Source organism: Sphingopyxis lindanitolerans, from assembly GCF_002993885.1.
In the GTDB taxonomy this organism is placed as follows: Bacteria; Pseudomonadota; Alphaproteobacteria; order Sphingomonadales; family Sphingomonadaceae; genus Sphingopyxis; species Sphingopyxis lindanitolerans.
In genome coordinates this window covers 3,743,263-3,768,417 of record NZ_CM009578.1, presented here as the reverse complement: position 1 = coordinate 3,768,417, position 25,155 = coordinate 3,743,263, and the positions used below count along the sequence as shown (strand labels likewise).

The 25,155-nt window shown below is 65.7% G+C and carries 26 protein-coding genes; 14 read left to right on the top strand and 12 right to left on the bottom strand.

Annotation, left to right across the window (positions count from 1 at the left end; genetic code table 11):
• Window positions 1-3: 3 nt before the first annotated feature.
• Window positions 4-627 (bottom strand): DUF805 domain-containing protein, encoded by a 624-nt coding sequence (locus CVO77_RS17825; RefSeq protein WP_158258122.1) that lies wholly within the window; start codon window positions 625-627, stop codon window positions 4-6.
• 211 nt (window positions 628-838) lie between these two features.
• On the opposite strand from CVO77_RS17825, the gene CVO77_RS17820 reads away from it, so the two are divergent.
• A complete protein-coding gene (locus tag CVO77_RS17820) occupies window positions 839-1,510 on the top strand; it encodes a CDP-alcohol phosphatidyltransferase family protein (protein ID WP_106000210.1) in 672 nt (223 codons plus the stop codon).
• Here the strand turns inward: CVO77_RS17820 and CVO77_RS17815 are convergent.
• Window positions 1,507-2,397: a prephenate dehydratase gene (locus CVO77_RS17815; RefSeq protein WP_106000932.1), complete on the bottom strand. Its 891-nt coding sequence runs from the start codon at window positions 2,395-2,397 to the stop codon at window positions 1,507-1,509. The two genes, CVO77_RS17820 and CVO77_RS17815, sit on opposite strands and share 4 nt — an antisense overlap.
• Window positions 2,398-2,564: 167 nt before the next feature.
• On the opposite strand from CVO77_RS17815, the gene CVO77_RS17810 reads away from it, so the two are divergent.
• A complete protein-coding gene (locus tag CVO77_RS17810; protein ID WP_106000209.1) occupies window positions 2,565-3,218 on the top strand; it encodes a c-type cytochrome in 654 nt (217 codons plus the stop codon).
• Entirely contained in the window at window positions 3,218-3,649 is a 432-nt protein-coding gene (locus CVO77_RS17805; RefSeq protein ID WP_106000208.1) for a c-type cytochrome, read from the top strand. The genes CVO77_RS17810 and CVO77_RS17805 overlap by 1 nt, the downstream gene beginning before the upstream one ends.
• Before the next feature lie 34 nt (window positions 3,650-3,683).
• Here the strand turns inward: CVO77_RS17805 and CVO77_RS17800 are convergent, their stop codons facing one another.
• Together CVO77_RS17800 and CVO77_RS17795 are read right to left on the bottom strand one after the other, a co-directional pair.
• On the bottom strand, window positions 3,684-4,556 hold the full coding sequence (locus CVO77_RS17800) for an LOG family protein (protein ID WP_106000207.1): 873 nt from the start codon (window positions 4,554-4,556) through the stop codon (window positions 3,684-3,686).
• Between the two features lie 67 nt (window positions 4,557-4,623).
• Entirely contained in the window at window positions 4,624-5,325 is a 702-nt protein-coding gene (locus CVO77_RS17795; RefSeq protein WP_106000206.1) for an extensin family protein, read from the bottom strand.
• A 173-nt stretch (window positions 5,326-5,498) separates the two neighbouring features.
• On the opposite strand from CVO77_RS17795, the gene CVO77_RS17790 reads away from it, so the two are divergent.
• The 3 genes from CVO77_RS17790 to CVO77_RS17780 all read left to right on the top strand — a co-directional run bounded on the left by CVO77_RS17790 (window position 5,499) and on the right by CVO77_RS17780 (window position 9,507).
• Complete coding sequence (locus CVO77_RS17790) at window positions 5,499-6,626, top strand: phosphoserine transaminase (RefSeq protein ID WP_106000931.1); 1,128 nt, start codon at window positions 5,499-5,501, stop codon at window positions 6,624-6,626.
• A gap of 105 nt (window positions 6,627-6,731) precedes the next feature.
• Window positions 6,732-8,318: a phosphoglycerate dehydrogenase gene (serA, locus tag CVO77_RS17785; protein ID WP_106000205.1), complete on the top strand. Its 1,587-nt coding sequence runs from the start codon at window positions 6,732-6,734 to the stop codon at window positions 8,316-8,318.
• Window positions 8,319-8,394: 76 nt separating this feature from the next.
• Window positions 8,395-9,507: an ATP phosphoribosyltransferase regulatory subunit gene (locus CVO77_RS17780; protein ID WP_106000204.1), complete on the top strand. Its 1,113-nt coding sequence runs from the start codon at window positions 8,395-8,397 to the stop codon at window positions 9,505-9,507.
• 101 nt (window positions 9,508-9,608) lie between these two features.
• Here the strand turns inward: CVO77_RS17780 and CVO77_RS17775 are convergent, their stop codons facing one another.
• Entirely contained in the window at window positions 9,609-9,986 is a 378-nt protein-coding gene (locus tag CVO77_RS17775) for a DOPA 4,5-dioxygenase family protein (RefSeq protein WP_106000203.1), read from the bottom strand.
• Window positions 9,987-10,224: 238 nt separating this feature from the next.
• Between CVO77_RS17775 and CVO77_RS17770 the strand changes: the two genes are divergently transcribed.
• Entirely contained in the window at window positions 10,225-11,514 is a 1,290-nt protein-coding gene (locus CVO77_RS17770; protein ID WP_106000202.1) for an adenylosuccinate synthase, read from the top strand.
• A gap of 57 nt (window positions 11,515-11,571) precedes the next feature.
• On the opposite strand, the gene CVO77_RS17765 is transcribed toward CVO77_RS17770, so the two are convergent.
• Window positions 11,572-12,465 carry a haloalkane dehalogenase gene (locus tag CVO77_RS17765; RefSeq protein WP_106000201.1) on the bottom strand — a complete coding sequence of 298 codons (894 nt, stop codon included), beginning with the start codon at window positions 12,463-12,465 and terminating at the stop codon, window positions 11,572-11,574.
• A 119-nt stretch (window positions 12,466-12,584) separates the two neighbouring features.
• On the opposite strand from CVO77_RS17765, the gene CVO77_RS17760 reads away from it, so the two are divergent.
• Window positions 12,585-13,175, top strand: coding sequence for an NADPH-dependent FMN reductase (locus tag CVO77_RS17760; RefSeq protein ID WP_106000200.1), 591 nt, complete (start codon window positions 12,585-12,587; stop codon window positions 13,173-13,175).
• Here CVO77_RS17760 and CVO77_RS17755 read toward each other — a convergent pair.
• Together CVO77_RS17755 and CVO77_RS17750 are read right to left on the bottom strand one after the other, a co-directional pair.
• On the bottom strand, window positions 13,169-13,657 hold the full coding sequence (locus tag CVO77_RS17755; protein ID WP_106000199.1) for a DUF2721 domain-containing protein: 489 nt from the start codon (window positions 13,655-13,657) through the stop codon (window positions 13,169-13,171). The genes CVO77_RS17760 and CVO77_RS17755 overlap by 7 nt on opposite strands.
• On the bottom strand, window positions 13,657-14,877 hold the full coding sequence (locus tag CVO77_RS17750; protein WP_106000198.1) for an LL-diaminopimelate aminotransferase: 1,221 nt from the start codon (window positions 14,875-14,877) through the stop codon (window positions 13,657-13,659). The genes CVO77_RS17755 and CVO77_RS17750 overlap by 1 nt, the downstream gene beginning before the upstream one ends.
• A gap of 130 nt (window positions 14,878-15,007) precedes the next feature.
• Here CVO77_RS17750 and CVO77_RS17745 point away from each other — a divergent pair, with 130 nt between their 5' ends.
• From CVO77_RS17745 to clpS, 3 genes are all read left to right on the top strand, one after another.
• Entirely contained in the window at window positions 15,008-16,795 is a 1,788-nt protein-coding gene (locus tag CVO77_RS17745) for a PHA/PHB synthase family protein (RefSeq protein ID WP_106000197.1), read from the top strand.
• Window positions 16,796-16,917: 122 nt separating this feature from the next.
• The gene (locus tag CVO77_RS17740) at window positions 16,918-17,667 is read left to right on the top strand and encodes a phasin family protein (protein WP_106000196.1); all 750 of its coding nucleotides are present in this window, start codon (window positions 16,918-16,920) and stop codon (window positions 17,665-17,667) included.
• A gap of 300 nt (window positions 17,668-17,967) precedes the next feature.
• Window positions 17,968-18,333 (top strand): ATP-dependent Clp protease adapter ClpS, encoded by a 366-nt coding sequence (gene clpS / locus CVO77_RS17735; RefSeq protein WP_106000930.1) that lies wholly within the window; start codon window positions 17,968-17,970, stop codon window positions 18,331-18,333.
• A gap of 285 nt (window positions 18,334-18,618) precedes the next feature.
• Here clpS and CVO77_RS17730 read toward each other — a convergent pair whose 3' ends face one another.
• Window positions 18,619-19,110, bottom strand: coding sequence for a winged helix-turn-helix transcriptional regulator (locus CVO77_RS17730; protein WP_106000195.1), 492 nt, complete (start codon window positions 19,108-19,110; stop codon window positions 18,619-18,621).
• 191 nt (window positions 19,111-19,301) lie between these two features.
• Here CVO77_RS17730 and CVO77_RS17725 point away from each other — a divergent pair, with 191 nt between their 5' ends.
• Both CVO77_RS17725 and CVO77_RS17720 read left to right on the top strand, forming a co-directional pair.
• A complete protein-coding gene (locus CVO77_RS17725; protein WP_106000194.1) occupies window positions 19,302-20,033 on the top strand; it encodes an SDR family NAD(P)-dependent oxidoreductase in 732 nt (243 codons plus the stop codon).
• The gene (locus CVO77_RS17720) at window positions 20,030-20,641 is read left to right on the top strand and encodes a 2-hydroxychromene-2-carboxylate isomerase (protein ID WP_420822521.1); all 612 of its coding nucleotides are present in this window, start codon (window positions 20,030-20,032) and stop codon (window positions 20,639-20,641) included. Before CVO77_RS17725 ends, CVO77_RS17720 begins: the two co-directional genes overlap by 4 nt.
• A 127-nt stretch (window positions 20,642-20,768) precedes the next feature.
• Here CVO77_RS17720 and CVO77_RS17715 read toward each other — a convergent pair whose 3' ends face one another.
• On the bottom strand, window positions 20,769-21,740 hold the full coding sequence (locus tag CVO77_RS17715; protein WP_158258121.1) for a DUF3011 domain-containing protein: 972 nt from the start codon (window positions 21,738-21,740) through the stop codon (window positions 20,769-20,771).
• Window positions 21,741-21,889: 149 nt separating this feature from the next.
• Between CVO77_RS17715 and murA the strand changes: the two genes are divergently transcribed.
• Window positions 21,890-23,173, top strand: coding sequence for a UDP-N-acetylglucosamine 1-carboxyvinyltransferase (murA, locus tag CVO77_RS17710; RefSeq protein WP_106000191.1), 1,284 nt, complete (start codon window positions 21,890-21,892; stop codon window positions 23,171-23,173).
• An 8-nt stretch (window positions 23,174-23,181) separates the two neighbouring features.
• On the opposite strand, the gene CVO77_RS17705 is transcribed toward murA, so the two are convergent.
• The gene (locus CVO77_RS17705; RefSeq protein ID WP_106000190.1) at window positions 23,182-24,147 is read right to left on the bottom strand and encodes a DMT family transporter; all 966 of its coding nucleotides are present in this window, start codon (window positions 24,145-24,147) and stop codon (window positions 23,182-23,184) included.
• On the bottom strand, window positions 24,144-25,154 hold the full coding sequence (locus CVO77_RS17700) for a threonine aldolase family protein (protein WP_106000189.1): 1,011 nt from the start codon (window positions 25,152-25,154) through the stop codon (window positions 24,144-24,146). The genes CVO77_RS17705 and CVO77_RS17700 overlap by 4 nt, the downstream gene beginning before the upstream one ends.
• Window position 25,155: the final 1 nt, after the last annotated feature.

The window sequence follows — 25,155 nt, the reverse complement described above, 5'->3', positions numbered from 1 at the left end:
GGATCAGCGCTGCGGCGGCCCATAGCGGTTCGGCCCCGCGGTCCCCGCGCGCACCAGTTCGATGACGAGCCAGAGCAGGATCAGCCCGCCAAGGACGGAGGGCCAGTCGGGCTCGGCCGACGCCTGCATCTTCGCCGGGAAGGACAAGAGGTCGGCGAAATCGGGCCGAACCTTCTTCTCGATCTCGGCCAGGATTTGCGGCATCCGTTCCGCCATCTCCGCCATGCGCCGCGCTTGCCCCAGCCCGGTCGCGAACACCGCTCCCGGCAAAGCCAGCGCCCACCAGCCCCCGCGGCCACGATCGTGCAGGCGCCGCGCCGTCGCGGTCAGCAGCAGCAATGCGCCGAGCAGATGGAGCCCGAGGCTCGCATAGGTCACGGTCACCATCGCGCGAAACTGATGCTGCAGGAATGGCGCGCCGGCCGCCGGAACCCCCGGACGGGTCGCCATGACCAGATCAAGCGGCGGGATGGTCAGGGCGAACTGGATGATGAATTGCAGAACGACGAGGGGGCCGAAAACAAGGATCAGGAAAAGCCAATATTGCATCCGGTCGTCGCGCCCTCGCGCGTCGAACAACCCGCCGACTCCGCGCCGCGCGATCTGCGCCATCGAAACGTCCGCCATGCTCCGTCCCCCAGAGTCCCTCTTCATTCGCGGTGCAGACTATCGGGCCGCGCCGGGACTGCCAATCGCCGAAACGCGCCACTTTGGCCGCAAGCCGTCGCCACGATGCGCGATCGGCGGCAGGTGGTCTTTGCGGCTCCGCACCTTTGGTCTATGACAGCGCCATGACATCCCGCCGGCACTTTTGCGACAGCGGCGACGAAAGGCTTTCATGACGATCCCCCCGGCGGCCGGCGCGCCGACCCGCATTCAGCAAAATTTCCTCGCGCGCCACGAACGCCGCCTGCTCAACTGGATTTGCCCCCGCCTGCCCGCCTGGGCCACTCCCGACCAGCTCACCGCGCTCGGTTTCCTCGGCGCGGTCATCGTCGCCGCTGGCTATATGCTGAGCTGGATCGACGACGAATGGCTGGGGCTTTGCCTTGTCGGTTATATCGTCAACTGGTTCGGCGACTCGCTGGACGGCAGCCTCGCGCGCTGGCGGCGGATCGAGCGGCCGAGCTATGGCTATTTCGTCGATCACAGCATCGACGCGGTCGGGACGCTGCTGATGGTCGGAGCGATCGGCGCCAGCCCTTATATGCGGCTCGACGTCGCACTGATGGCGGTGATCGGCTATTTCCTGCTGTCGATCCACACTTTCCTCGCCGCGAAAGTCGTCGGCGAATTCCGCCTTTCCTACATGGCGGGCGGGCCGACCGAGCTTCGCCTGATGCTGATGGCGATGACCGTCACCATGGCCCTCGTCGGTCCGGGCGACATCGGCGGAACCAATTTCTCGCCCTTCGATCTGTTCGCGCTCGTCGTCTCGAGCATCCTCGTGACGATCTTCGTCGTCCAGAGCTACGCCATGGCGCACATGCTCCGCCGACGCGGGCGTTAGGGCCGCAGCCGCGCCTGCGGATAGGTGCCGAGCAGCGACAGCGACTTGGTCTGGAAATCCAGCTCTTCGAGCGCGCGGTCGACACGTTCGTCGCCGGGCGCGCCGACGATGTCGGCATAGAATTTGGTCGCCGCAAAGCTGCCGCCGACCTGATAGCTTTCGAGCTTGGTCATGTTGACGCCGTTGGTCGCAAAGCCGCCGAGCGCCTTGTAGAGCGCGGCGGGGATATTCTTCACCTCGAAGACGAAGGTCGTCATCAGCGCGTCGATTTCGCTGAAATCGGCCATGGGTTCGCGCGCGAGGACGACGAAGCGGGTCATATTATGGTCGGCGTCTTCCATGCCGGTGCCGTGCAGCGTCAGCCCGTAAAGCTTGGCCGCGTGCGGCGGCGCAAGTGCCGCCAGGCCGACCTCGTCGCTATCGGCGACCCACGCGGCCGCGCCCGCGGTGTCGCTGTGCGCAACCGGCGAGATATTGTTCGCGCGCAGCCACAGGCGGCACTGGCCGAGCGCCTGTTCGTGGCTCATCGCGCGGGTGACGGGGCCGAGGTCGCGGCTCATCAGGCCATAGCGGATCGGCAGGAAATGCTCGCCGACGATATAAAGGCCGGATTCGGGGAGCAGGAAATGGATGTCGGCGACGCGGCCGTGCAGGCTGTTCTCGATCGGGATGATCGCGCGGTCGACGCGGCCATCGCGCACCGCGTCGATCGCGTCCTCGAACGAATAGCAGGGCAGTGGCAGCGAGTTCGCGTCATATTCGCGCGCGGCAAGGTCGCTGTTCGCGCCGGGGGCGCCCTGAAAGGCCAGGCCGCGCGCCGGATCGGCGAGCGCCGCCGCCTTCATGCCGTCCACCAATGCTTGTGCCGAAGCCGAATAACTGCCCATGATCGCCTTCCCGCGCCAGAACCGCGGCGCATAGCGGCAGCGCCCTTCGCACGCAACCGGCGCGGCTTCGCATTTCATCCCCTTGCGCCGCGCTCCTGGCCCCAGTAAGGGAGCGTCCAAATCATAGATGCGCCCATGGGCGGGCGTTAGCGAACGGGGCTGCAAGCATGGACAATCGCAACAACACTATTGCCGGCTGGGTGCTGTTCGCCGGTATCTGCGCGCTGGGCCTGACCATCGGCTCGGGCATGTTGTTCGCCAGCCATAATCCCGAAAAGCCGGGCTTTCCGATCGAGGATACGGCGAGCGGCGGCGGCGGCGCGGCGGCGGCCGTTCCGCTTCCCAACCTGCTCGCCGCGGCCGACGCCGCGAAGGGCGAGACGGTGTTCGCCAAATGCGCCGCATGTCACACGATCAATTCGGGCGGCGCCAACGGCATCGGTCCCAATCTTTATGGCACGATGGGTGAAGCGATCGGCCAGGGCAAGGCGGGCTTCGCCTTCTCCGACGCGCTCAAGAATGTCGGCGGCAACTGGGACTTCGACAAGATGGACCATTGGCTGACCAGCCCGCGCAAGTTCGCGGCCGGCACCAAGATGTCGTTCGCCGGCCTGTCGAGCCCCGAAGATCGCGCCAATTTGATCGTCTATCTCAACGCGCAGGGTTCGAACCTGCCGCTGCCGAAGCCCGAGGCTGCGCCCGCGGGTGACGCCGCCGCTCCGGCCGAAGGCGACAAGGCGGCCGCTCCGGCTGCCGAAGAAGGCGCCGCTGCGCCCGCCGCCGAAGGCGCGGCCCCGGCTCCGGCCGAAGCCAAGAAATAATGCGCCTCACGCCCGTCATCTTGGCGGGCGCGCTGATGCTCGTCGGCTGCGGCAAGGCCGAACAACCGGCCGAACCTGCCGCCGGAGACATGCCAGTCGCCGAGACTCCGGCGCCGACGATCGAACCGACCGCCGCAATGGGCGAACAAGTGTTCAAGCGCTGCGCCGCCTGCCATACGATCGATTCGGGCGGCGCCAACGGCATCGGCCCGAACCTCCACGGCATCGTCGGCCGCGCGGTCGCATCGCACGCGGGCTTTTCCTATTCGGGGGCGATGAAGGCCAAGGGCGGCGTTTGGGACGAGTCCGCGCTGGACCATTTCCTCACCGCACCGATGAAGGCGCTTCCCGGCACCCGTATGGCCTTCGCCGGCATCATCGACGCCGCCGACCGCAAGGCGCTGATCCTGTATCTGAAAGCGCAGAAATAACCCATCGACCCCGCCTACGCGGGCGCGATAGCCATCAATGCTGCTCGCTGTTCGCGTAGAAATCCTGGATGATCCCCCAGGCCTCCTCCGCGGTCTCGACGAACTGGAACAGGCCCAGGTCGCGGGCGCTGACGACGCCTTCCTCGACCAGCGCTTCGAAATTGACGACGCGGTTCCAGAACGCCTTGCCGAACAGCACGATCGGGATCGGCTTGATCTTGCCGGTCTGAATCAGCGTCAACAGCTCGAACATCTCGTCGAAGGTGCCGAAACCGCCCGGAAAGACCGCGACCGCGCGCGCGCGGAGCAGGAAGTGCATCTTGCGAAGCGCGAAATAGTGGAACTGAAAGCTCAGCGACGGGGTCACATAGCGGTTCGGCGCCTGCTCATGCGGCAGCACGATGTTGAGGCCGATCGATTCGCGATCCTCGTCGGCGGCGCCGCGGTTCGCGGCCTCCATGATCGACGGGCCGCCACCCGAGCAGACGACGAAATGGCGGCAGCCATCCTCGTCGCACGGCACCTGGCTCGCGAGCCGGGCAAGCTTGCGTGCCTCGTCATAATATTTGGCCTTGGCCTTGAGGTGGCGGGCGATGTTGCGCTGGACATCGTCGGTCGCCGCGGTCTCGAGCCCGTTGGCCGCCTCGGGCTCGGGAATGCGCGCCGAGCCATAGATGACCAATGTCGATTCGATCTTCGCTTCGTCGAGCAGCAACTCGGGCTTGAGCAGCTCGAGCTGAAAGCGCACCGGGCGCAGATCCTCGCGCAGCAGGAACTCATTGTCCTGAAAGGCGAGCTTATAGGCCGGGTCGGCGGTCTGCGGGGTGGTCGTCGCTTGCTGGGCGAACTGCGCGTCGTCCTTTGCCTTGTGGAAACGCGAACGATGGGGTTGTTTGTCTTTTGCCATTAGCGAGCGGCTAGCCGTTTCGCGTGACTTTGCCAAGACGGCTCCCCCTCCATGGGGGGAAGGAACGTCAGCGGCAGTAACCGTTCCCGCTCATATCGAGGTGGAAGTGATTGTAATGCGCCGCGTTATAATCGGGGCTGAGCACTGTGCCGAAGCGGCGGCACGCCGATTTGTGAAGCGCGCGGAGAAAATCCTGCGACGCCTTGTCGCCGTGCCACCCGCCGTCGAGCATGATCCGCCGCCCGTCGGCGAGCACGAAGCCCGCGACGTCGATCGCGTTCGAAGAGGCGTGCTGCGACAGCCGCCCCGAACGGCCGCCATAGATATTGCGGCAGCTATAGGTGCCATAGGTCTCGATCTTCACGACTTCGGTCTTGAAATATTGGCGCGCCGCGGGCTTCACCGCATAGCGCGCCCAGGCCGCGAAATTGCGCGCGAGCGGGCAGGTCATCGGTCCCAGATTCGTCACCGGCGTGCCGATGTCGAGCAGCTTCACCGAATCGATCGAGCTGCAACCGCCGCCATGATCCTGGTTGGGCAGCGGCGTGAAGCGCACCCCGGCCTGCTTGAGATCGAAGGCGCATTGCTGTGCCTCGGCGCTGGTGAAGGATGGCGTTCCCGTGATCTGCGGGCGCTGGGGTGTCGTCGACGCCGTGCGCTTGGCGCCGCCCTGCTTCATCACCTCGGGGGCGCCGAAACAGGCGGATAGGGCCAGCATCGCGGTCGCGGCGACCCATATCCGGGGCTTCAGGAAAGACGGGATCGACATGGCCGTCAAATTATCGACGATGTGGTTAACAAGTCGCTAACCTTTGACCTCGGCTCGTCGAAAATTTCGCCCGGTCCGCGCATTTTGTTTGACAGTTGCGCGCCTCTCCCTAAACGCGGCGCCGGGCCACGCGGTCCCAACGCCGCGCGAGCTCTCTGCAAGGAGAGACTATGATGAGTGAAGTGCCGACACCCGAATTGCGCCCTGCGCGCCCCTATTTCTCCTCCGGTCCCTGCGCCAAGCCGCCGGTCTGGTCCCCCGAAAAACTAGCCACCGAATCACTGGGTCGCTCGCACCGCGCCAAGATCGGCAAGACGCGTCTCGCGCTTTGCATCGACCTGATGCGCGAGATGCTGCAGCTTCCCGACACCCACCGCATCGGCATCGTTCCGGGTAGCGACACCGGCGCCTTCGAAATGGCGATGTGGACGATGCTTGGGCAGCGCCCCGTCACGACGCTCGCATGGGAGAGCTTCGGCGAGGGCTGGGTCACCGACGCGGCCAAGCAACTCAAGCTCGATCCGACCGTCATTCGCGCCGATTACGGCGCGCTCCCCGACCTCACCCAGGTCGACTGGTCGAACGACGTGCTGTTCACCTGGAACGGCACCACCAGCGGCGTCCGCGTTCCGAACGGCGACTGGATCGCCGCCGACCGCGAAGGGCTGAGCTTCGCCGACGCGACCAGCGCGGTGTTCGCTTACGACCTGCCGTGGGACAAGATCGACGTCGCGACCTTCAGCTGGCAGAAAGTGCTCGGCGGCGAAGGCGGTCACGGCGTGCTGATCCTCGGCCCTCGCGCGGTCGAGCGCCTCGAAACCCACACCCCCGCCTGGCCGCTGCCCAAGGTGTTCCGCCTTGTCAGCAAGGGCGCGCTGGCCGAAGGCGTGTTCAAGGGCGAGACGATCAATACCCCGTCGATGCTCGCGGTCGAGGATGCGATCTTCGCGCTGGAATGGGCAAAATCGCTCGGCGGTCTGAACGGCCTCAAGGCGCGCAGCGACGCCAATGCCGCGGCGCTCGACAAGATCGTTTCGGAACGCGACTGGCTCTCCCACCTCGCCGCCGACCCCGCCAGCCGGTCGAAGACCTCGGTCTGCCTGTCGGTCGCGGGCGCCGACGCGGATTTCATCAAGAAATTCGCCGGGTTGCTCGAAGCCGAAGGCGCGGCCTATGACATCGCGGGCTATCGCGACGCGCCTCCGGGCCTGCGCATCTGGTGCGGTGCGACGGTCGACACCGCCGATATCGAAGCGCTCGGCCCCTGGCTCGACTGGGCTTACGAAACTCTCACCGTCTAACATTTTTCGTCATCCCCGCGAAAGCGGGGACCCAGAGCGTGCGTGGGCTGATCCCACCCTGGGTTCCCGCTTTCCCGGGAATGACAGGAAAGAAGGAATATCGAAATGACCCAACCCAAAGTCCTCATCAGCGACAAGATGGACCCCAAAGCCGCCGCGATCTTCAAGGAGCGCGGCATTCAGGTCGATGAGATCACCGGCAAGACCAAGGACGAACTGATCGCGATGATCGGCGATTATGACGGCCTCGCGATCCGTTCGGCCACCAAGGTGACCGCCGACGTCCTCGCCGCCGCGACGAACCTCAAGGTCGTCGGCCGCGCCGGGATCGGCGTCGACAATGTCGATATCCCGGAGGCGTCGAAGAAGGGCGTCATCGTGATGAACACCCCCTTCGGCAACAGCATCACCACCGCCGAACATGCGGTCGCGATGATGTTCGCGCTCGCCCGCCAGATTCCCGAAGCCAACACGCGGACCCAGGCGGGCAAATGGCCGAAGAATGATTTCATGGGGGTCGAGCTGACCTCGAAGACGCTCGGCCTGATCGGTTGCGGCAACATCGGCAGCATCGTCGCCGAGCGTGCGCTGGGCCTGCGCATGAAGGTCGTCGCCTTTGATCCCTTTCTGACCCCCGAACGCGCCGTCGAACTCGGCGTCGAAAAGGCCGACCTCGACACGCTGTTGGCGAAGGCCGACTTCATCACGCTGCACACGCCGCTGACCGACCAGACGCGGAACATCCTGTCGGCCGAAAATATCGCCAAGGCGAAGAAGGGCGTGCGGATCATCAACTGCGCGCGCGGCGGATTGATCGACGAGGCGGCGCTCAAGGACGCGCTCGACAGCGGCCATGTCGCGGGCGCGGCGCTCGACGTATTCGCGCAGGAGCCGCCGACCGCCGATCACCCGCTGTTCAGCACGCCGAACTTCATCTGCACCCCCCACCTCGGCGCCTCGACCGACGAGGCGCAGGTCAATGTCGCCATTCAAGTGGCCGAACAGATTTCGGACTATCTGCTCACCGGCGGCATCACCAACGCGCTCAACGTCCCCAGCCTGTCGGCCGAGGAAGCGCCGAAGCTGCGCCCCTATATGAGTCTCGCCGAAAAGCTCGGCAGCCTCGTCGGCCAGCTTGCGCACGATAACCTGACCACCATCTCGGTCGAGGTCGAGGGCGCAGCGGCCGAGCTGAACCTCAAGCCGATCACCGCTGCGGTCCTGACCGGCCTGATGCGTCAATATTCGGACAGCGTGAACATGGTCAACGCCCCCCACCTCGCGCGCGAGCGCGGACTCGACGTGCGCGAGGTTCGCCACGATCGCGACGGCGATTACCACACGCTCGTCCGCGTCACCGTCGCGACCAGCGACGGCGACCGCTCGGTCGCGGGCACCTTGTTCAGCAACGGCGACCCGCGCCTGGTCGAGATGTTCGGGATCAAGGTCGAGGCCGATCTCGACGGCCATATGCTCTATATCGTCAACGAGGACGCGCCGGGCTTCATCGGCCGCATCGGCACCGCGCTCGGCGAAGCCGGGCTCAACATCGGCACCTTCCACCTCGGCCGCCGCGCCGCGGGCGGCGAGGCGGTGCTGTTGCTCAGCCTCGACTCGCCGATGCCCGAACCGCTCTTGTGGCAGCTCTGCCAGCTCCCCGGCGTGAAGACGGTGAAGGGGCTGAAGTTCTGAGCCAACCAGTTCCCCTCCCGCTTGCGGGAGGGGAGATTTGATTGATCGCCCACCCCGACCACCCTAAGGCCACCTCATGACCAAGGCCCCTGCCCTGCTGCCCGAAGGCCTGCGCGACCGCCTCCCCCAACAGGCCGAGGCGGCGTCGCGCATCACGCGCGCGCTCGTCGATGCGATGCGGTCGCACGGCTATGGCCGCGTATCGCCCCCGCTCGCCGAGTTTCGCGAGACGCTCGGCGGCGATGACGACCGCACCGCGCGCGACCTCCTGCGCTTCACCGATCCGGTGTCGCAGCGCACGCTCGCGCTGCGCCCCGACATCACGCGGCAGGTCGGCCGCATCGCCACATCGCTGCTCGCCAATGCCCCGCGCCCGCTGCGCCTCTGCTACGCCGGGCAGGTCGTGAAGCTGCGCGCGAGCCAGCTTCGCCCGGCGCGCGAAATGCTCCAGGTCGGCGCCGAACTGATCGGCAGCGACAGCGTCGCCGCGGCGCGCGAGATCGTGACCGTCGCGATCGACGCGCTCGAGGCCGCGAACATCGGCCCGGTCACCATCGATTTCACCCTCCCCGACGTCGTCGATCTGCTCGCGCGCGGCCCGCTCCCGGTCGCGGCGAGCATCGCCAGCCTGCGCGACGCGCTCGACGCCAAGGACGCCGGCGCGCTCGTCCGCCTCGGCGCCGAGGCCTATCTGCCGCTGCTCCGCGCTACTGGCCCGTTCGACCAGGCGATCGCCGACCTTCGCGTCTTCGACAGCGCCGACGTCCTGGCGGCGCGGATCGACGCGCTCGAAGCCATCGCGGCGCCGGTGCGAGGCCGCGTTACGCTGACTCTCGATCCCACCGAACGCCACGGCTTCGCCTATCAAAGCTGGTTCGGTTTCCAGATTTTCGTGCCCGGTCAGGGCGACGCGGTCGGCCGCGGTGGCGGCTATTCGATTCCTGTCGGCGAACAGGAAGAATCGGCGGTCGGTTTCTCGCTCTATCCCGATCCGCTGATCGACGCAGGGCTTGGCGCCGAGGACGATGCTGACCGCCGCATCTTCCTGCCGCTCGGCCACGAGCCCGCGCTCGCGGCGAGCCTACGTGCCGACGACTGGCAGACGGTGGCGGCGCTGTCCGAAAGCGACGATGCGCGCGCGCTCGGCTGCGGCTGGCGTCTTGGTCCCGATGGGCCGGTTGAGGTCTAAGCTGCTAATATTTTGATCGTCATCCCGGCGAAGGCCGGGATCTCGACGATGCGTCGGAATGTGACGATGAGATCCCGGCCTTCGCCGGGATGACGAATTGGTTAGAAATCCGATACCCCGAAACGCGGAATGCCCTGATTAACACCGGGCGGATCGAGCACGGTGACATCGAGTTCGACCGGCTCGCCAATCCAGTGCGCCAGCGTCGTATGATCGGCAAGGTCATCGTCGGTCAGCGGATGGACGAGCGCACGCAGCCCCGTCGCCTCGATCGCGGCCGTCACCGCGGGAATCGATGCGCCCAGGAAATGCACTTCATATTGCGCGATCGGATGCGGCCCGACCCCGCCGTCGGTCATCGCGCCGACGAACAGGATCGCGGGGTCGCGGCCGAAATCCTCGCGCAGCGCCGCTGCTGCAGGGTGCTCGGCGAGGTCATAATAGATATGGGCGTGATAGGGGGCGTCGGGACTCGTCATGGCGCTGCCCTATCACACCCCTCCTCTTCAGAGGAGGGGCAGCGAGACTTGGGCGCTTGCGCCCTAGTCGCAGCGGGGTGGTGCTCCTGCACCGACGTTCACCACCCCAAACCCCTCCTCTGAAGAGGAGGGGCTTATCGCTCGATCGCACCCCAATTTCATCCATCACCCTTGCCTCCGCGCCCAAATCCGCTAAGGCCGCGCCGGGCCAAATGGCCCCGTTCAGCAGGACAGCATCATGGCAAATGTCACCGTCATCGGGTCGCAATGGGGCGACGAGGGCAAGGGCAAGATCGTCGATTGGCTCGCCAGCCGTGCCGACGCAGTCGTCCGTTTCCAGGGCGGTCACAACGCCGGTCACACCCTCGTGGTCGGCGAACAGGTTTACAAGCTGTCGCTGCTGCCCTCGGGCATCGTCACCGGGACGCTGTCGATCATCGGCAATGGCGTCGTCCTCGACCCGTGGGCGCTGCGCGACGAGATCGCCAAGCTGCGCGGTCAGGGCGTGACGATCAATGCCGAGAATTTCGCCATCGCCGACAATTGCGCGCTGATCCTGCCCTTTCACCGCGACCTCGACGCGCTGCGCGAGACCGCGGCGGGCGCGGGCAAGATCGGCACCACCGGGCGGGGCATCGGCCCGGCCTATGAGGACAAGGTCGGGCGCCGCGCGATCCGCGTTTGCGATCTTGCCCATCTCGACAAGCTGGACCCGCAGATCGACCGCCTGACCGCGCATCACGACGCGCTGCGCGCCGGCTTCGGCGAGCCGCCGATCGATCGCGACCGGCTGATCGCCGACCTCACCGAAATCGCCGACTATGTCCTCGAATATGCCCAGCCAGTGTGGAAGCGCCTGAAAAAGGTGCGCAAGGCGGGCGCGCGCATCCTGTTCGAAGGCGCGCAAGGCGTGCTGCTCGACGTCGATCACGGCACCTATCCCTTCGTTACCAGCTCAAACACGGTCAGCGGCACCGCCGCGGCGGGGTCGGGCCTCGGCCCCTCCGCGGTCGGCTTCGTCCTCGGCATCGCCAAGGCCTATACGACGCGCGTCGGCAGCGGCCCCTTCCCCACCGAACTCGACGACGCGACCGGGCAAAAGCTCGGCGAACGCGGGCATGAATTCGGCACCGTCACCGGCCGCAAACGCCGCTGCGGCTGGTTCGACGCGGTGCTGGTGCGGCAAAGCTGCGCGGTATCGGGCGTCACCGGCATCGCGCTGACCAAGCTCGACGTGCTCGACGGTTTCGACACCATCCGCATCTGCACCGGCTATCGGCTGCGCGGCAAGATCCTCGACTATTTCCCCTCGCATTCGGCCGACCAGGCCGAGGTCGAGCCGATCTACGAGGAAATGGACGGCTGGCACGAAACGACCGCCGGCGCGCGCAGCTATGCCGACCTGCCCGCGCAGGCGATCAAATATGTCCAGCGGGTGCAGGAGTTGATCGAAACCCCGATCGCGCTCGTCTCGACCAGCCCCGAACGCGAGGACACGATCCTGATCCGCGATCCGTTCAGCGATTAAAGCAGACCAATTGTCCGGGCCGTGTGTCCCCGCGAAGGGGGGGGCACGCCGCTTTGGTCAGCGCCCCTGCCCTGCTGCCGCCACATCGCGGATCGCAGCGACAAAGCCCGCCGGGTCATCCTCCTGGATGAAATGCCCGCCCTTCAAGGTGCGGTGCGCGACGCCTGTGGCGCCCGGCACGCGGCCGCGGAACAGCGCGTCACCGCCGCGCGTGATCGGGTCGCCGTCGGAAAAGCAGCACAGGAACGGCTTGTCGAAGCGTTCGAGCGCCGCCCAGGCGCGCTTCTGGTCGGGCACCGCGACATTGTCGCCGAGCGGCACGAAGGACGGATAGACCCGCGCCGCGACCTTCGACGCGCGGGTCGGAAAGGGTGCGTCATAAGCGGCGATTTCGGCGGCGCTCAACTCGCGCTTGGCCCCCGCCTTGACGATCTTGCCGATTGGAAAGACCGGGCTGTAACGCGAAAAGGCGCGCCAGATCGCAAAGGCGCGCGGGGCCGGTTGCCCCTCGGGCAACCCACCGTTCGCCAGCGCGACGCCCGCGAACCGATCGGGCATTTCGGCGACCAGGCGCAGCCCGATCAGCGAGCCCCAATCCTGGCAGGTCAGGATCATGTTCCGAAGGTCGAGCGCCTCGATCCACGCCCGCATCCACGCGACCTGCGCGGCATAGCTGTGGTCCGACCGGCCCTGCGGCTTGTCGGAGCGGCCAAAGCCGATCAGGTCGGGCGCAACGACACGGAATCCTGCCTCGACCGCAGGTCCGATCATGTGGCGATAGAGATAGGACCAGGTCGGCTCGCCGTGCAGCATCAGCACCGGCTGCGCGTCGGCCGCGCCCTCGTCGACATAATGGACGCGAAGCCCGCCTTCGATCTCGGCATATTTCGGCGCGTAAGGCCAGTCGGGCAGCCCCTCAAAGCGCGCGTCCGGCGTGCGATAGATCCGCATATCGGTCCCCTCCCCCTCTTCCCGGGGGACAGCTTAGCGAACAGGCCCTGCTTGTCCATGGACGGCGAAATTCGTCACGCCCCCTTTCGCCCCGCGCCGCACCGTGGCACGAGAGCGTCATGGCCCGCACCATTCTCGTCTTCTATGGCAGCTACCGCCGCGATCGGCAGGGTATCAAGCTCGCCGACTGGATCGTCGAAGCGCTCCGCGCGCGCGGCGACGACGCGACATTGATCGACGCCAGAGCGGTCGACCTGCCGATCCTCGACCGGCGGCACAGCGACTATCCGCCGGGCGAAGCCCCCGCCGCCATGGCCGCGCTCGCCGCGACGATCGCGGCGGCCGACGGCTTCGTCTTCGTCGTCGGCGAATATAATGGCGGGCTGCAACCGGGGCTCAAGAATCTGGTCGATCATTATCTGCCCGAATTCGCGTGGCGTCCCGCCGCCATTGCCTCCTATTCCGCCGGTCCCTTCGCGGGCGTGCGCTCGGCAACCGCGTGGCGGACGACGCTGGGCGCGATGGGCATGGTCGTCACATCGACCGCGTTATCGCTGGCGCGGATCGGCGGCGCCTTCGATACCGACGGCAGACCGGCGGGGGAAGACGGCGTGCGGCTCGACCGCGCCTTTCCGCGCTTCGCCGACGACCTCGCCTGGTGGATCGACGCCGCCGCGGCGCAGCGCGCGAAAGCCGCCCCGCCTTATTGACCGCGGCGCTTCCGCTCGCGTCGCCCCGCCGCCCCCAGCCCGAGCGCCTCCATCGGCACATGGACGATGCGAGTCGCGAGCCGCACCTCGATCAGGAAGAGAATCAGCGACGCGAGCAGAAGCAGCGTCGCGACCACGAACACCCAGGCCGCGGCGACATTGAGGTTTAGGCCGGTAAAGGCCTGGGTGAACAGCAAGGCGACAAGCAGGCAGACGACGATGCCGCACGCGACCGCCGCCGCGATCGAATTGTTGATGATGTCGATGCGGCGGTCGACCACGCGCAATTCGGCGACGATGCGGTCATGCTCGGCCCCCACGGTATTCGCCCACTGATCCATCAGCACGCGCGACCGATCGACGACGCGCGCCAGCCGTCCCGTAAAGACGTTGAGCAGGCTGCCGGTCGCGACCAGCAGGAAGACCGGTGTGACCGAAAGCTGAATCGTCTGGGCGATGGCGTCGATAGCCGACGTCGCCATCAGCCCCCGCCACCGGCCGCGACCGACGGCGTGTTCACGCCGTGCATCGCCAGGAATTTGCGCACGTTGCGCGCCGCCTGCCGTATACGCTGTTCATTCTCGACCATCGCGATGCGGACATAGCCTTCCCCGTCCTCGCCATAGCCGACGCCCGGCGCGACCGCGACCTTGGCGTGGGTCAAAAGCTGCTTCGAAAATTCGAGGCTGCCCATCTCTTTCAGCGCGGGCGGCAGCGGTGCCCAGGCGAACATCGACGCGGGCGGGCTCGGAATGTCCCAGCCGGCGCGGCCAAAGCTCTCGACCATCACGTCGCGGCGCTTCTGATAGAGTTCACGGTTGCGCTGGACGATGTCCTGCGGCCCGTTGAGCGCCGCGCAGGCCGCCGCCTGGATCGGGGTGAAGGCGCCGTAATCGAGGTAGGATTTGACGCGCGTCATCGCCGCGATCAGCCTTTTGTTGCCGACCGCAAAGCCCATGCGCCACCCCGCCATCGAATAGGTTTTCGACATCGACGTGAATTCGACCGCGACATCCTTGGCCCCCGGCACCTGCAGGATCGAAGGCGTCGGGTTGCCGTCGTAATACAGCTCCGAATAGGCAAGGTCCGACAATACCCAGACCTTATTCTCCTTCGCCCAGGCGACGAGGCGTTCGTAGAAAGCCAGATCGACCGCTTCGGCGGTCGGGTTCGACGGATAATTGACCACCAGGATCGACGGGCGCGGCACGGTAAAGGCCATCGCGCGGTCGAGCGCGCGCCAATAATCCTCGTTCGGCGTCGTCGGCACGCTGCGGATCGTCGCCCCGGCGATGATGAAGCCGAAGGTGTGGATCGGGTAGCTGGGGTTCGGCGCGAGCACGACGTCGCCGGGGCCGGTGATCGCGGTGGCGAGGCTCGCCAGCCCTTCCTTCGACCCCATCGTCACGACGACTTCGGTTTCGGGGTCGAGATCGACGTTGAAACGGCGGCCGTAATAATTGGCCTGCGCCTTGCGCAGCCCCGGAATGCCCTTCGACTGCGAATAACCATGGGCGTCGGGCTTCATCGCCACTTCGCACAATTTTTCGATCACATGCGCGGGCGGCGGCAGGTCGGGGTTGCCCATCCCCAGGTCGATGATGTCCTCTCCCGCGGCGCGGGCGGCCGCACGCATCGCATTGACTTCAGCGATGACATAGGGCGGCAGGCGCTTGATGCGATAGAATTCATCTTCGGACATGGGAAACTAGAACAACTCCTTTACGTATGTGTTTTGGCCTATGCTTCTGAATTGACGCGAGCGGCAACCTCGCCAGCCGCATCGCGGCTTGTTATAGGCATAATATCCGCACTGACCAGCAGGAACGAGCATGAACGACACGGGCAAGGACACGGCGACCGAGGCACCGAATCCCTTCATGCCGTCGCCCGACGACATGCAGCATTGGGCGAGCGTGATGGGCCGCGCGCAGCAGTTGATGCTCGAATATGCGCTCGGCCAGGCGAACCAGGGCAACAGCGCCGCCGCCGGCCTGTTCGATCCCGCCCGTTGGCTGCAGAATCCGACGACGCAGGCGTGGGCCGAACAATCGTCGAAGATGTGGGAACAGGGCGCCGCTTTCTGGACCTCGCTCGCGACGCTGCAATCGCCCTTCGCGCCCGCCGCCGACGCGCCCGCCGCCAATGCCCCCAGGGACAAACGCTTTGCCGATCCCGACTGGACCCAAAACCCGGTGTTCGCGCTGATCCACCAGAGCTATGGGCTGCTCGCCGATCAATTGCTGACGACGACGCGCCAGATGACGGGGCTCGACGACCATGCACGCGCAAAAATGGAATTTGCGGCAAAGGGCATGGCCGAGGCGCTGTCGCCCTCGAACCTTGCGATCACCAATCCCGAAGTGATCCGCCGCGCGGTCGAAACGCGCGGCGAGAGCCTGCTCAAGGGCCTGAAGCATATGCTGACCGACCTGTCGCGCGGGCAGCTCAGCCATGTCGATCCCGATGCGTTCGAGGTCGGGGTCAATATCGCGACCACCCCCGGCAAGGTGATCCACGAGACCGACCTTTACCAGCTCATCCAATATGCGCCGACGACGAAGGACGTCCTGGCCGTTCCACTCCTCATCTTCCCGCCGTGGATCAACCGTTTCTATATCCTCGACCTCAATCCCGCGAAAAGCTTCGTCGCCTGGGCGGTCGAACAGGGGCTGACCGTGTTCATGGTGTCGTGGAAATCCGCCGATGCCTCGATGAGCGAGATCGTCTGGGACGATTATATCGCGGCGCAGGTCGATGCGATCGACATGGTGCGCGAAGGGCTGAACGTGCCGACGGTCCACACGATCGGCTATTGCGTGGCGGGCACCACGCTCGCCGCCACGCTCGCGATGCTGGCGGCGCGCGGCGAGGCCGCCAAGGTCCAATCGGTGACCTTCTTTACCGCGCAGGTCGATTTCGAACTGGCGGGCGATCTCAAAATGTTCGTCGACGACAGCTATCTCAACTTGCTTCAACAACTCTCGGCGCCGGGCTTCCTCGACGGCCGCTATATGGCCGCGACGTTCAACAGCCTGCGCGGGCGCGACCTCATCTGGAATTATGTCGTCAGCAATTATCTGCTGGGCAACGACTATCCGCCCTTCGACCTCCTTTATTGGAACGGCGACGTCACCAACCTGCCCGCGAAATGGCACCGGCAATATCTGGTCGATCTCTACCGCGACAATCGTCTCGTGATCCCGAACAGCCTGTCGGCGATGGGAACGCCGATCGATCTCAAGAAGATCGGCACCCCCGCCTATATCCAGGCCGGGCGCGAGGATCATATCGCGCCGCTCGCCAGCGTCTGGCGGCTGATGGACCATTTGTCGGGCCCCAAGACTTTCCTGCTCGCGGGCTCGGGCCATATCGCGGGGGTGGTCAACCCGCCCGCGGCGGGCAAATATCAATATTGGACCGGCGACAATAGCGCCCCGACGCTCGACGATTTCGTCGCGGGCGCCACCGAGACCAAGGGCAGTTGGTGGCCGCACTGGATCGGCTGGATTTCGGGGCAGGATAGCGCAAAAACGCCCACCAAGGGCTCGCGCATTCCCGGCAAAGGCCCTAAAAAGGCGATCGAGGACGCGCCGGGCCGCTACGTCAAACAACGGTAATATCTGGCGTTTATACCACTTTCGGGCCGGCCTCTCGATTATTTTTGTGCACCGCACAATTTTTCCTTGAAATCACCGATCCACTCCTATATTGTGCACTGCAACATAAAGGAGTTGTCCCGATGGCTACCAAGATGGATAGTGCCGAAAAGGCTTTCGAAGCCGCGACGCTGGAAACCGCCGCCAAGCCGGTGGTGACTCCGGCCGCTCCGGTCCAAACCGCTGCTCCCGCAGTGGCGCCGGTTGCGACCCCCGCGAAAATCAAGACGGTGAAGGCAAAAGCCAAGCCGGCTGCGAAAAAGGCCGCCGCCCCCAAGGCGGTTGCCAAGAAGGTCGCCCCCAAGAAGGCGGCCGTGAAAATTGCATCCAAGCCCCTCAAGGCAGCGCCGAAGCCGGCCGCCGCCGTTACCAAAGGATTCAAGACCATGAACGACACCGTCAAGAAGTTCACCGACGAAGCCAAAACCCGCGCCGAAGCGCTGACCGCCGATTTCCAGGCGCGTTCGAAGGACGCCCTCGCCAAGTCGAGCAAGATCGCCGAGGAAGCCGTCGAATTCAACAAGGCGAACGTCGAAGCGCTCGTCGAAGCCGGCAAGATCGCCGCCAAGGGCATCGAAACCCTCGGCCAGGAAGGCGTCGCCTTCGCTCGCAAGAGCTTCGAGGACACGTCGGCCGCGCTGAAGGGCTATACCGCCATCAAGACGCCGGCTGATTTCTTCAAGCTTTACGCCGAAAACAGCAAGAAGGCGTTCGACGCCGCTGTCGCGCAGACCTCAAAGACCAGCGAACTCGTCGTCAAGCTGACGAACGACAGCTTCGCGCCGATCTCGAATCGCGTGTCGGTCATCACTTCGAAGATGAAGGCAGCCTAAGGCTTTCCTCTTCCCGTTGGCGCGGGCTTCCCCCTCCTCTCCCGCCCGCGCCGACACCCAAGACCGCTCGCTTCCCCCCGGAAGCGGGCGGTTCTTGCTTTCCCCTCATCCCTCCCCTTGATGGAGGAGGCAGCGAGACTAGACGGCGTGCCGGCTGGTCGCAGCACAAGGGAGTGTCTCGCTGCGAAAGCGGTCACTTGCGCGCACCCCACCCGACCCTCCCCGCCGAAGGAGAGGGCTTTTGGCAATTAACCACCCCTCCCTCTTGCGATTCCGCCCCGGCTTGCGATATTCCCGATGATGATGTTTCCCGCCTCGATCCCTCATGTCGTCCGCGCAATGGCGGGCAAGGATGACGACACGTCCGGCACCCCCGGCGTCGGCATCGCGACGCGCACGCGCGCGAAGCCCAAGAAGCCGTCGATGTACAAGGTGCTGCTGCTCAACGACGACTATACGCCGATGGAATTCGTCGTGATGGTGCTCCAGCGCTTCTTCAACATGGATATCGAGCGGGCGACGCAGGTGATGCTCCACGTCCACCAACAGGGTGTCGGCGTCTGCGGCGTCTTCAGCTACGAAGTCGCCGAGACCAAGGTCACCCAGGTGATGGACGCCGCCCGGCAGAACCAGCACCCGCTGCAATGCACGCTGGAAAAGGCATGAGCCAGTCCTCCCTCTCCCGCAGGCGGGAGGGGCAGTGAGACTTGGTTCGGCGAAGCCGGACCTAGGACCAATCGACATTCAGAAGATGGCGAGTCGAAAATGGTGGTTTTCCGTGACCCGGAGCGCAGCGTGCTTTCTGCACGTGAGCACCGGAAGCTCGGAAAGCCGCCATTTGCAGACCGCGAAGGCTGAATGTCGATTGGTCCTAGTCGCAACGGGGTGGGCGTTATCGCTGCGCCATCCTGCCCACCCCGCTGCGAGTCGCGAACAAGTTCGCAACTCTCGCTACCCCTCCCGCGCCGCCTGCTCGGCCCTGAGCGCGGGGGATGGGTCCCCTTTCAAATCGCCATAGCCGAGCGGCTCGCCGCAGCCCGGACAGATCGTCGATGTCCCGACATCGGCGCCGCACGCCCGGTGAAAATAGCGCATCGCCGGCCCCGCGCCCGTCTCGCCCGGCGCATAGGCCCAGCGTTCAGCCCAGCCCCGCATCGCATAAAGTATGCCAAACAGATCCCTGCCCTTCGCGGTCAGGCGATACTCGTGGCGCGGCGGGCGCTCCTGATAGGCGCGGCGGTCGACCACCCCCTCCTCGACCAGCCGCTTGAGCCGCGCCGAGACGAGTTGCGGGCCAAGCCCGGTGTTCGCCGCCATGACCTCGAACCGCCGCCGACCAAAGAACAGCTCGCGCAGGATCAACAGCACCGCGCGGTCGCCGAGCAATTCGGCGGCCCGACCGACGGGACAGAAAGTATCCGACAGATCGGCGCGCTTGGGCACGATCGACGCCCCGCCCCCGTCATCGCACGCGCAGCGAAGCCACCCAGAACGGCATAGACCGCCGTGGATGGCTTCGCTGCGCGCGCAATGACGAAATTCCGGTTGCCGACATCCTCATCCCATTCTTCAAAAGAAATATCTTGTCACTATGATTATCATAGTTACTATCGGGCGCAAGAGGAGAGTCGCGCATGCCCCAACCCGCAGCCGTCATCATCGGCGCCGGCGATGCCACCGGCGGCGCGATCGCGCGCGCCTTTGCCGCCGAAGGACTCACCGTCTGCGTCAATCGCCGCGAACGCAACACCGTCGCGCTCGAAACGCTGGCCCAGTCGATCCGCGACGACGGCCATCGCGCGCGCGCCTTCCCCGCCGACGCCCGCGACGAAGACGCGATGATCGCCCTCTTCGACCAGGTCGAGGTCGAAGTCGGCCCGGTCGAGGTCGCGGTGTTCAACATCGGCGCCAATGTGAATTTTCCGATCAGCGAGACGACCGTGCGCGTCTACACCAAGGTCTGGGAAATGGCGTGTCTGGGCGGCTTCCTGATGGGCCGCGAGGCGGCGAAACGCATGGGTCCACGCGGCCGCGGCACCATCATCTTCACCGGCGCGACCGCCAGCCTGCGCGGCGGATCGGGCTTCTCGGCCTTCTCGGGCGCCAAGGCGGCATTGCGCATGCTCGCGCAGTCGATGGCGCGCGAACTCGGCCCGCAGGGCATCCACGTCGCCCACACGATCATCGACGGTGCGATCGACACCGACTTCATCAAAAGCCGCCACCCCGATTTCGACACGGCCAAAGCGCAGGACCTGATCCTGAATCCGCACGCGATCGCCGCCAATTATGTGATGCTCCACCAGCAGCCCAAAAGCGCGTGGACCCACGAACTCGACCTTCGCCCCTGGGGAGAGAGATGGTGACCAAAAATCCAGCAAAAACCCTCGAACTCATCTTCGATTTCGGCAGTCCCAACGCCTATCTGACGTTAAAGGCGCTGCCCGAACTGCTCGATCGCACCGGCGCCGACCTCGTCATCACGCCGTGCCTGCTCGGCGGCATCTTCAAGGCGACCGGCAATAAGGCGCCGATGGTCCAATATGCCGACGCGCCCGCGAAACTGGCTTATGAACATCTGGAGATGCGGCGCTTCATCGCCCGGCACAATCTCGCCAAATTCCGCCTCAACCCGCATTTCCCGGTGAACACGCTCATCATCATGCGCGGCGCGATCGTCGCCGAAAATGAGGGGGTGCTCGACGATTATGTCGACGTGGTGAATCGCGCAATGTGGGAAGACGGTCTCAAGATGGACGATGCCGAGATCATCGCGGCGTTCCTGTCGGCCAATGGCTTCGACGGTCCCGCGCTGCTCGCGCGCACGCAGGAGCCCGCCATCAAGGCGAAGCTCGTCCAAAATACCGAGGCCGCGGTCGCCCGCGGCGTGTTCGGCATCCCGACCTTCTTCGTCGGGGACGCGATGTTCTTCGGCAAGGACCGGCTCGACCAGGTCGAAGCGGCGCTCGGCTGACGACCGTTTGCGACCGGAAGGGCAACATTCCTTTTGTCGTCATGCTGAACTTGTTTCAGGGTGACGAGGTTTGGAATGGCAGCTCACAATCCCAAAGCCAACGTTCCCTGCCCCGAACACCGCCCCCTCAGTTGAAATCGAGCTGGATGATCTCCCTCGGCGTCGCGCGGCAATACATCTCGAGCGATTTCGCACCGTCGGGATAGGTCGCGGTCATTGCGGCGCGGATGCGCCAGCCGCCATTGCCCTGCTCGAGCGAGACGAGCTTGTCGTATGACAGCCGCGTCCCGCCGGTCGCGCCGATCTGCCGCGCGGCGTCGGTCATGCAGTTCTGCACCGACGGGCGCGACGCGCTCGGCAAATCGCCAAGGTTCGCGCTGAGCGTCGCGGGACCGCTCGTGGCCGGCGGCGGGGCGCTCTCCTGCGCGCTGCCGCCATCCTTCTTCTTTTTCTGGCTCGCGAGCAGCGCGATCAGGCCGCCCGCGACGACGATGCCGCCGATGATCAGGCCGGTGCTCGGCCCCTTATCCTTGTCGGGCTTCGGCCCCGGCAGCGGCGCGAGATTGGCATAGCCATAGCCGAATTCGGCGCGGCACCCGTTCGTCACCCAGATAAAGCCCGCGTCATACCCCCATTGCCGCCCGGCGTTGCATTTGCCGCCGAGCTTGCGGAGCAATTCGACACGGCCGTTCGTCTGGGCATTGCATTGTTCGTAGCGATTGCTGCGCGATTCGCAGCGCAGCGTCCCGGCGTAATCGCCGCCCGGATGAGCGCCTTCGCCTCCATAGCCATAGCGGAACTCCGCCCGGCACCCGCCCGAAACCCAGATCTGCTTGGCATCGAAACCCCAATCGCGCCCTTTCGAGCAGCGCCCGCCGATCACGCGGGCCAGTTCGACGCGATTGCTGGTCTTCACCTTGCAGCGCTGTTGCCGGTTGCCGGAGGATTCGCAGCGGATCGTGCCCGCATAGCCCTGATCATATCCCGCCGATCCGCTCGGCGGTGGATAGGGGTAGGTGGTCTGGGCAAAGGCCGGAACGGCAAGCTGGCTGGCGACGAACGAAGCGGCCGCGACGGCCGCGACGACGGGATTTCGCATAGACTTTCTCCCCTGTTGAACTCTTTGCCCTATGGCCCTCATTTCCTTCGACTATCCATATCGATGGTGTCACATTTTTTCTCCCGACGCCACCGCGAAAGCCGCGCGCCCACGCTTGCGCCCATCCACCCATGCGCTAAGGACAGCCGATGGATCAGATCGTCATTCGCGGCGGCCAGCGACTCAAGGGCCGTATCCCCATCTCCGGCGCCAAAAATGCAGCGCTCACGCTATTGCCGTGCGCGCTGCTCACCGACGAGCCGCTGACTTTGCGCAACCTGCCACGGCTCGCCGACGTCGATGGCTTTGGCCATCTGCTCAACCAGCTCGGCTGCTCGACGACGATCGAGGGATCGCGGCCCGAGGATTTCGGGCGCGTGATGACCGCGCGCACGACGACGCTGACCTCGACCGTCGCCCCCTATGACATCGTGCGCAAGATGCGCGCGTCGATCCTTGTCCTCGGCCCACTGCTCGCGCGCGCGGGCGAAGCGACGGTCAGCTTGCCCGGCGGCTGCGCGATCGGCAACCGCCCGATCGACCTTCACCTCAAAGCGCTCGAAGCCATGGGCGCCGAGATCGAGCTCGCCTCGGGCTATGTCAAGGCCAGCGCCCCCGGTGGACGGCTTGCGGGCGGCAAGTTCACCTTTCCGGTCGTGTCGGTCGGCGCGACCGAAAATGCCGTCATGGCCGCCGTTCTCGCCAAGGGCAGTTGCGTCCTCGAAAATGCCGCACGCGAGCCCGAGATCGTCGACCTGTGCAACTGCCTCGTCGCCATGGGGGCCGAGATCGACGGCATCGGCAGCGAGACGCTGACGATCGAGGGCGTCGATCGCCTGCACGGCGCAACCTATCGCGTGATGGCCGATCGGATCGAGGCGGGCAGCTACGCCTGCGCCGCGGTCATCACCGAAGGCGATGTCGAGCTGGTCGGCGCCAAGGCCGACGAGATGGAGGCGACGCTCGCCGCGCTGCGCGAAGCCGGCGCGACGGTCGAGGCGACCAAGGCCGGCATCCGCGTCGCCATGTCGGGCCGCGCGCAGCCCGTCACCCTGTCGACCGCCCCCTACCCCGGCTTTGCGACCGACATGCAGGCGCAGTTCATGGCGATGGCGACGCTCGGCACCGGCGCCTCGCTGTTTACCGAGACGATCTTCGAAAACCGCTACATGCACGTCCCCGAACTGGCGCGCATGGGCTGCGACATCGATGTCCGTGGCCGCAGCGCGGTGGTGCGCGGCGTTGACAAGCTGATCGGTGCGCCGGTGATGGCGACCGACCTGCGCGCCTCCATGAGCCTGATCATCGCCGGCCTCGCCGCCGAGGGGCAGACCGAGGTCAACCGCGTCTATCACCTCGACCGCGGTTACGAGCGGCTTGAGGAAAAATTGCAGGCGGTCGGCGCCGATATCGAGCGGATCAGCGCGGGATAGGTAGGCGCCTAATCCTCGACCGGCACCGACACCATATTGCCGCTGACCGACGGCCGTTCGGGCCGCTTCGCTACCGCGATCACCAAGCCGACAAGCGCCATCGCGCCGCCCGCGATCGACAGCGGCGCCCAGTGATAATCCTCGAACGCGGTCGAAAAGCCCATCGCGATGATCGGGATCAGCACGCTCGACCACGCCGCCTGCCCCGGCCCCACCGCGCGGATGACGTTGAAATAGAGCGGAAAGGTGACCGCGCTGGCGATGATGCCAAGATAGAGTACGCCGCCGAAATAGACGGGAGTCGTCTCGACGACAGGCGGGCCCGTCGTGATCCAGGCATAGCTGCCATCGGCGACCACGCCGAACAGCATCGCCCAGGCGATCATGACGACCATCGATTGCGCGCGGGCGATCGCGGTTCCCTGCATCACATTGGCGGTCGACGCGCTCATCACCCCCGCGAGCGTCAGTGCGGTGCCGAGCAGAACCTCACCCGCGCCGAGCGCCGCAGCGCGATATTCGTGAAGGATCATCAGCCCGACGCCGACGATCGCGATCCCCGCTCCGGCAAGGAAGCGTCGTTCGAGCGGCGATTTCAGGAACAGGCGCCCGAGCAGCGTGTTGGGAACGATCAGCAGCGCGAACAGCACCGCGACGAGCCCCGAGGTGATATGTTGTTCGGCGCGATAGACGAAATTGAAATTGAAGGTGAACTGCGCGATCCCGAGCAGCATCGCAAAGGCCATCGCACGCGGTTCGAGCCACAGGCGTTCGCGCCGGATCGCGGCAAAGGCGAACATCGCCGCCGCCGCGACCGAAAAGCGATAGGTGACCGACCAACTCGGCGGCACGATACCGAGCTGTCCCTTGATGACGATCCAGGTCGATCCCCAGATCAGCGTGACGAGCGCGAAAGGGATGAGGACGCGCGGGCTGAGCAGCGACGCTGGCTGCGCGCCGATCTTGGCGCTCATAGCGCCGCGATGGCGGCCGCGAGCGGGGCGACCGCCGCGACGTCCTGGTCCCAGCTCGTCACGAGGCGCGCGGCGCCCTCACCCCAGTCATAGAAATCATATCCCCGCGCGCGCAGCGCCGCCGCCTCATCGCCGCTCAGGCGGACGAACAGCTCATTCGCCTCGACCGGATACATCAGCCGGTCGCCACAGGCCGCCGCCAGCACCGCCGCGCCGGCATTGGCGGCGCGCGCGTTGGCGAGCCACAGATCGTCCTTCAGCATCGCGCGCACCTGCGCCGCGACGAAGCGCCCCTTGCTGAGCAGATGGCCGCCGCGTTTCTTGAGTTCGCGCACCCCCGGCCCGCCGCTGCCACCGAAAAAGACGAGCGCCTCGGCCATCATCGCACCATTTTTGGTGAAGCCAAAGGACAGCGCGTCGACCCCGGCGCGCCACGTCACGTCGGCGGGCGCGCAGCCGAGGAAGGCGACCGCATTGGCGAAGCGCGCGCCATCCATATGGAGCTTCATGCCGCTGGCGCGGGCGATCTCGCTGATCGCGCCGATCTCCCCGGCGCGCCAGGCGAGGCCATATTCGGTGGCGTTGGTGATGCTGATCGCGGCGGGCTGCACCTGGTGGACGTCGTTGCGGATGCCGGCGATCCGGGCCTTCAGCGCCGCGGCGTCGATCTTCGCACCCGTGCCCGGCACCGTCATCAGCTTGGCGCCGCCCGAATAAAAGGTCGGCGCGCCGCATTCATCGACTTCGATATGCGCTTCCTCATAACAGAGGATGCCCTGCCACGGCCGCACGAAATGCGCGAGGATGATGCTGTTCGCGGCGGTGCCGGTCGCGATCCAGACGACTTCGCAGTCGGTCTCGAACAGTTCCGAGAAGGCGGCGTCGAGCGACTGGCTGAGCGCGTCGCCGTCATAAGCGGTATCGACATGATTGGCCGCCGCGAGCGCCTCCATCACGGCGGGATGCACGGCGGCGGCATTGTCCGAGAAAAAGCGCGAAGCGGTCATC

Excerpts from the sequence above, each read along its gene's own strand:
- CVO77_RS17825 (WP_158258122.1), bottom strand. The coding sequence starts at position 627 with ATGGCGGACGTTTCGATGGCGCAGATCGCGCGGCGCGGAGTCGGCGGG.
- CVO77_RS17820 (WP_106000210.1), top strand. The coding sequence starts at position 839 with ATGACGATCCCCCCGGCGGCCGGCGCGCCGACCCGCATTCAGCAAAAT.
- CVO77_RS17815 (WP_106000932.1), bottom strand. The coding sequence starts at position 2,397 with ATGGGCAGTTATTCGGCTTCGGCACAAGCATTGGTGGACGGCATGAAG.
- CVO77_RS17810 (WP_106000209.1), top strand. The coding sequence starts at position 2,565 with ATGGACAATCGCAACAACACTATTGCCGGCTGGGTGCTGTTCGCCGGT.
- CVO77_RS17805 (WP_106000208.1), top strand. The coding sequence starts at position 3,218 with ATGCGCCTCACGCCCGTCATCTTGGCGGGCGCGCTGATGCTCGTCGGC.
- CVO77_RS17800 (WP_106000207.1), bottom strand. The coding sequence starts at position 4,556 with ATGGCAAAAGACAAACAACCCCATCGTTCGCGTTTCCACAAGGCAAAG.
- CVO77_RS17795 (WP_106000206.1), bottom strand. The coding sequence starts at position 5,325 with ATGTCGATCCCGTCTTTCCTGAAGCCCCGGATATGGGTCGCCGCGACC.
- CVO77_RS17790 (WP_106000931.1), top strand. The coding sequence starts at position 5,499 with ATGAGTGAAGTGCCGACACCCGAATTGCGCCCTGCGCGCCCCTATTTC.
- serA (WP_106000205.1), top strand. The coding sequence starts at position 6,732 with ATGACCCAACCCAAAGTCCTCATCAGCGACAAGATGGACCCCAAAGCC.
- CVO77_RS17780 (WP_106000204.1), top strand. The coding sequence starts at position 8,395 with ATGACCAAGGCCCCTGCCCTGCTGCCCGAAGGCCTGCGCGACCGCCTC.
- CVO77_RS17775 (WP_106000203.1), bottom strand. The coding sequence starts at position 9,986 with ATGACGAGTCCCGACGCCCCCTATCACGCCCATATCTATTATGACCTC.
- CVO77_RS17770 (WP_106000202.1), top strand. The coding sequence starts at position 10,225 with ATGGCAAATGTCACCGTCATCGGGTCGCAATGGGGCGACGAGGGCAAG.
- CVO77_RS17765 (WP_106000201.1), bottom strand. The coding sequence starts at position 12,465 with ATGCGGATCTATCGCACGCCGGACGCGCGCTTTGAGGGGCTGCCCGAC.
- CVO77_RS17760 (WP_106000200.1), top strand. The coding sequence starts at position 12,585 with ATGGCCCGCACCATTCTCGTCTTCTATGGCAGCTACCGCCGCGATCGG.
- CVO77_RS17755 (WP_106000199.1), bottom strand. The coding sequence starts at position 13,657 with ATGGCGACGTCGGCTATCGACGCCATCGCCCAGACGATTCAGCTTTCG.
- CVO77_RS17750 (WP_106000198.1), bottom strand. The coding sequence starts at position 14,877 with ATGTCCGAAGATGAATTCTATCGCATCAAGCGCCTGCCGCCCTATGTC.
- CVO77_RS17745 (WP_106000197.1), top strand. The coding sequence starts at position 15,008 with ATGAACGACACGGGCAAGGACACGGCGACCGAGGCACCGAATCCCTTC.
- CVO77_RS17740 (WP_106000196.1), top strand. The coding sequence starts at position 16,918 with ATGGCTACCAAGATGGATAGTGCCGAAAAGGCTTTCGAAGCCGCGACG.
- clpS (WP_106000930.1), top strand. The coding sequence starts at position 17,968 with ATGATGTTTCCCGCCTCGATCCCTCATGTCGTCCGCGCAATGGCGGGC.
- CVO77_RS17725 (WP_106000194.1), top strand. The coding sequence starts at position 19,302 with ATGCCCCAACCCGCAGCCGTCATCATCGGCGCCGGCGATGCCACCGGC.
- CVO77_RS17715 (WP_158258121.1), bottom strand. The coding sequence starts at position 21,740 with ATGCGAAATCCCGTCGTCGCGGCCGTCGCGGCCGCTTCGTTCGTCGCC.
- murA (WP_106000191.1), top strand. The coding sequence starts at position 21,890 with ATGGATCAGATCGTCATTCGCGGCGGCCAGCGACTCAAGGGCCGTATC.
- CVO77_RS17705 (WP_106000190.1), bottom strand. The coding sequence starts at position 24,147 with ATGAGCGCCAAGATCGGCGCGCAGCCAGCGTCGCTGCTCAGCCCGCGC.
- CVO77_RS17700 (WP_106000189.1), bottom strand. The coding sequence starts at position 25,154 with ATGACCGCTTCGCGCTTTTTCTCGGACAATGCCGCCGCCGTGCATCCC.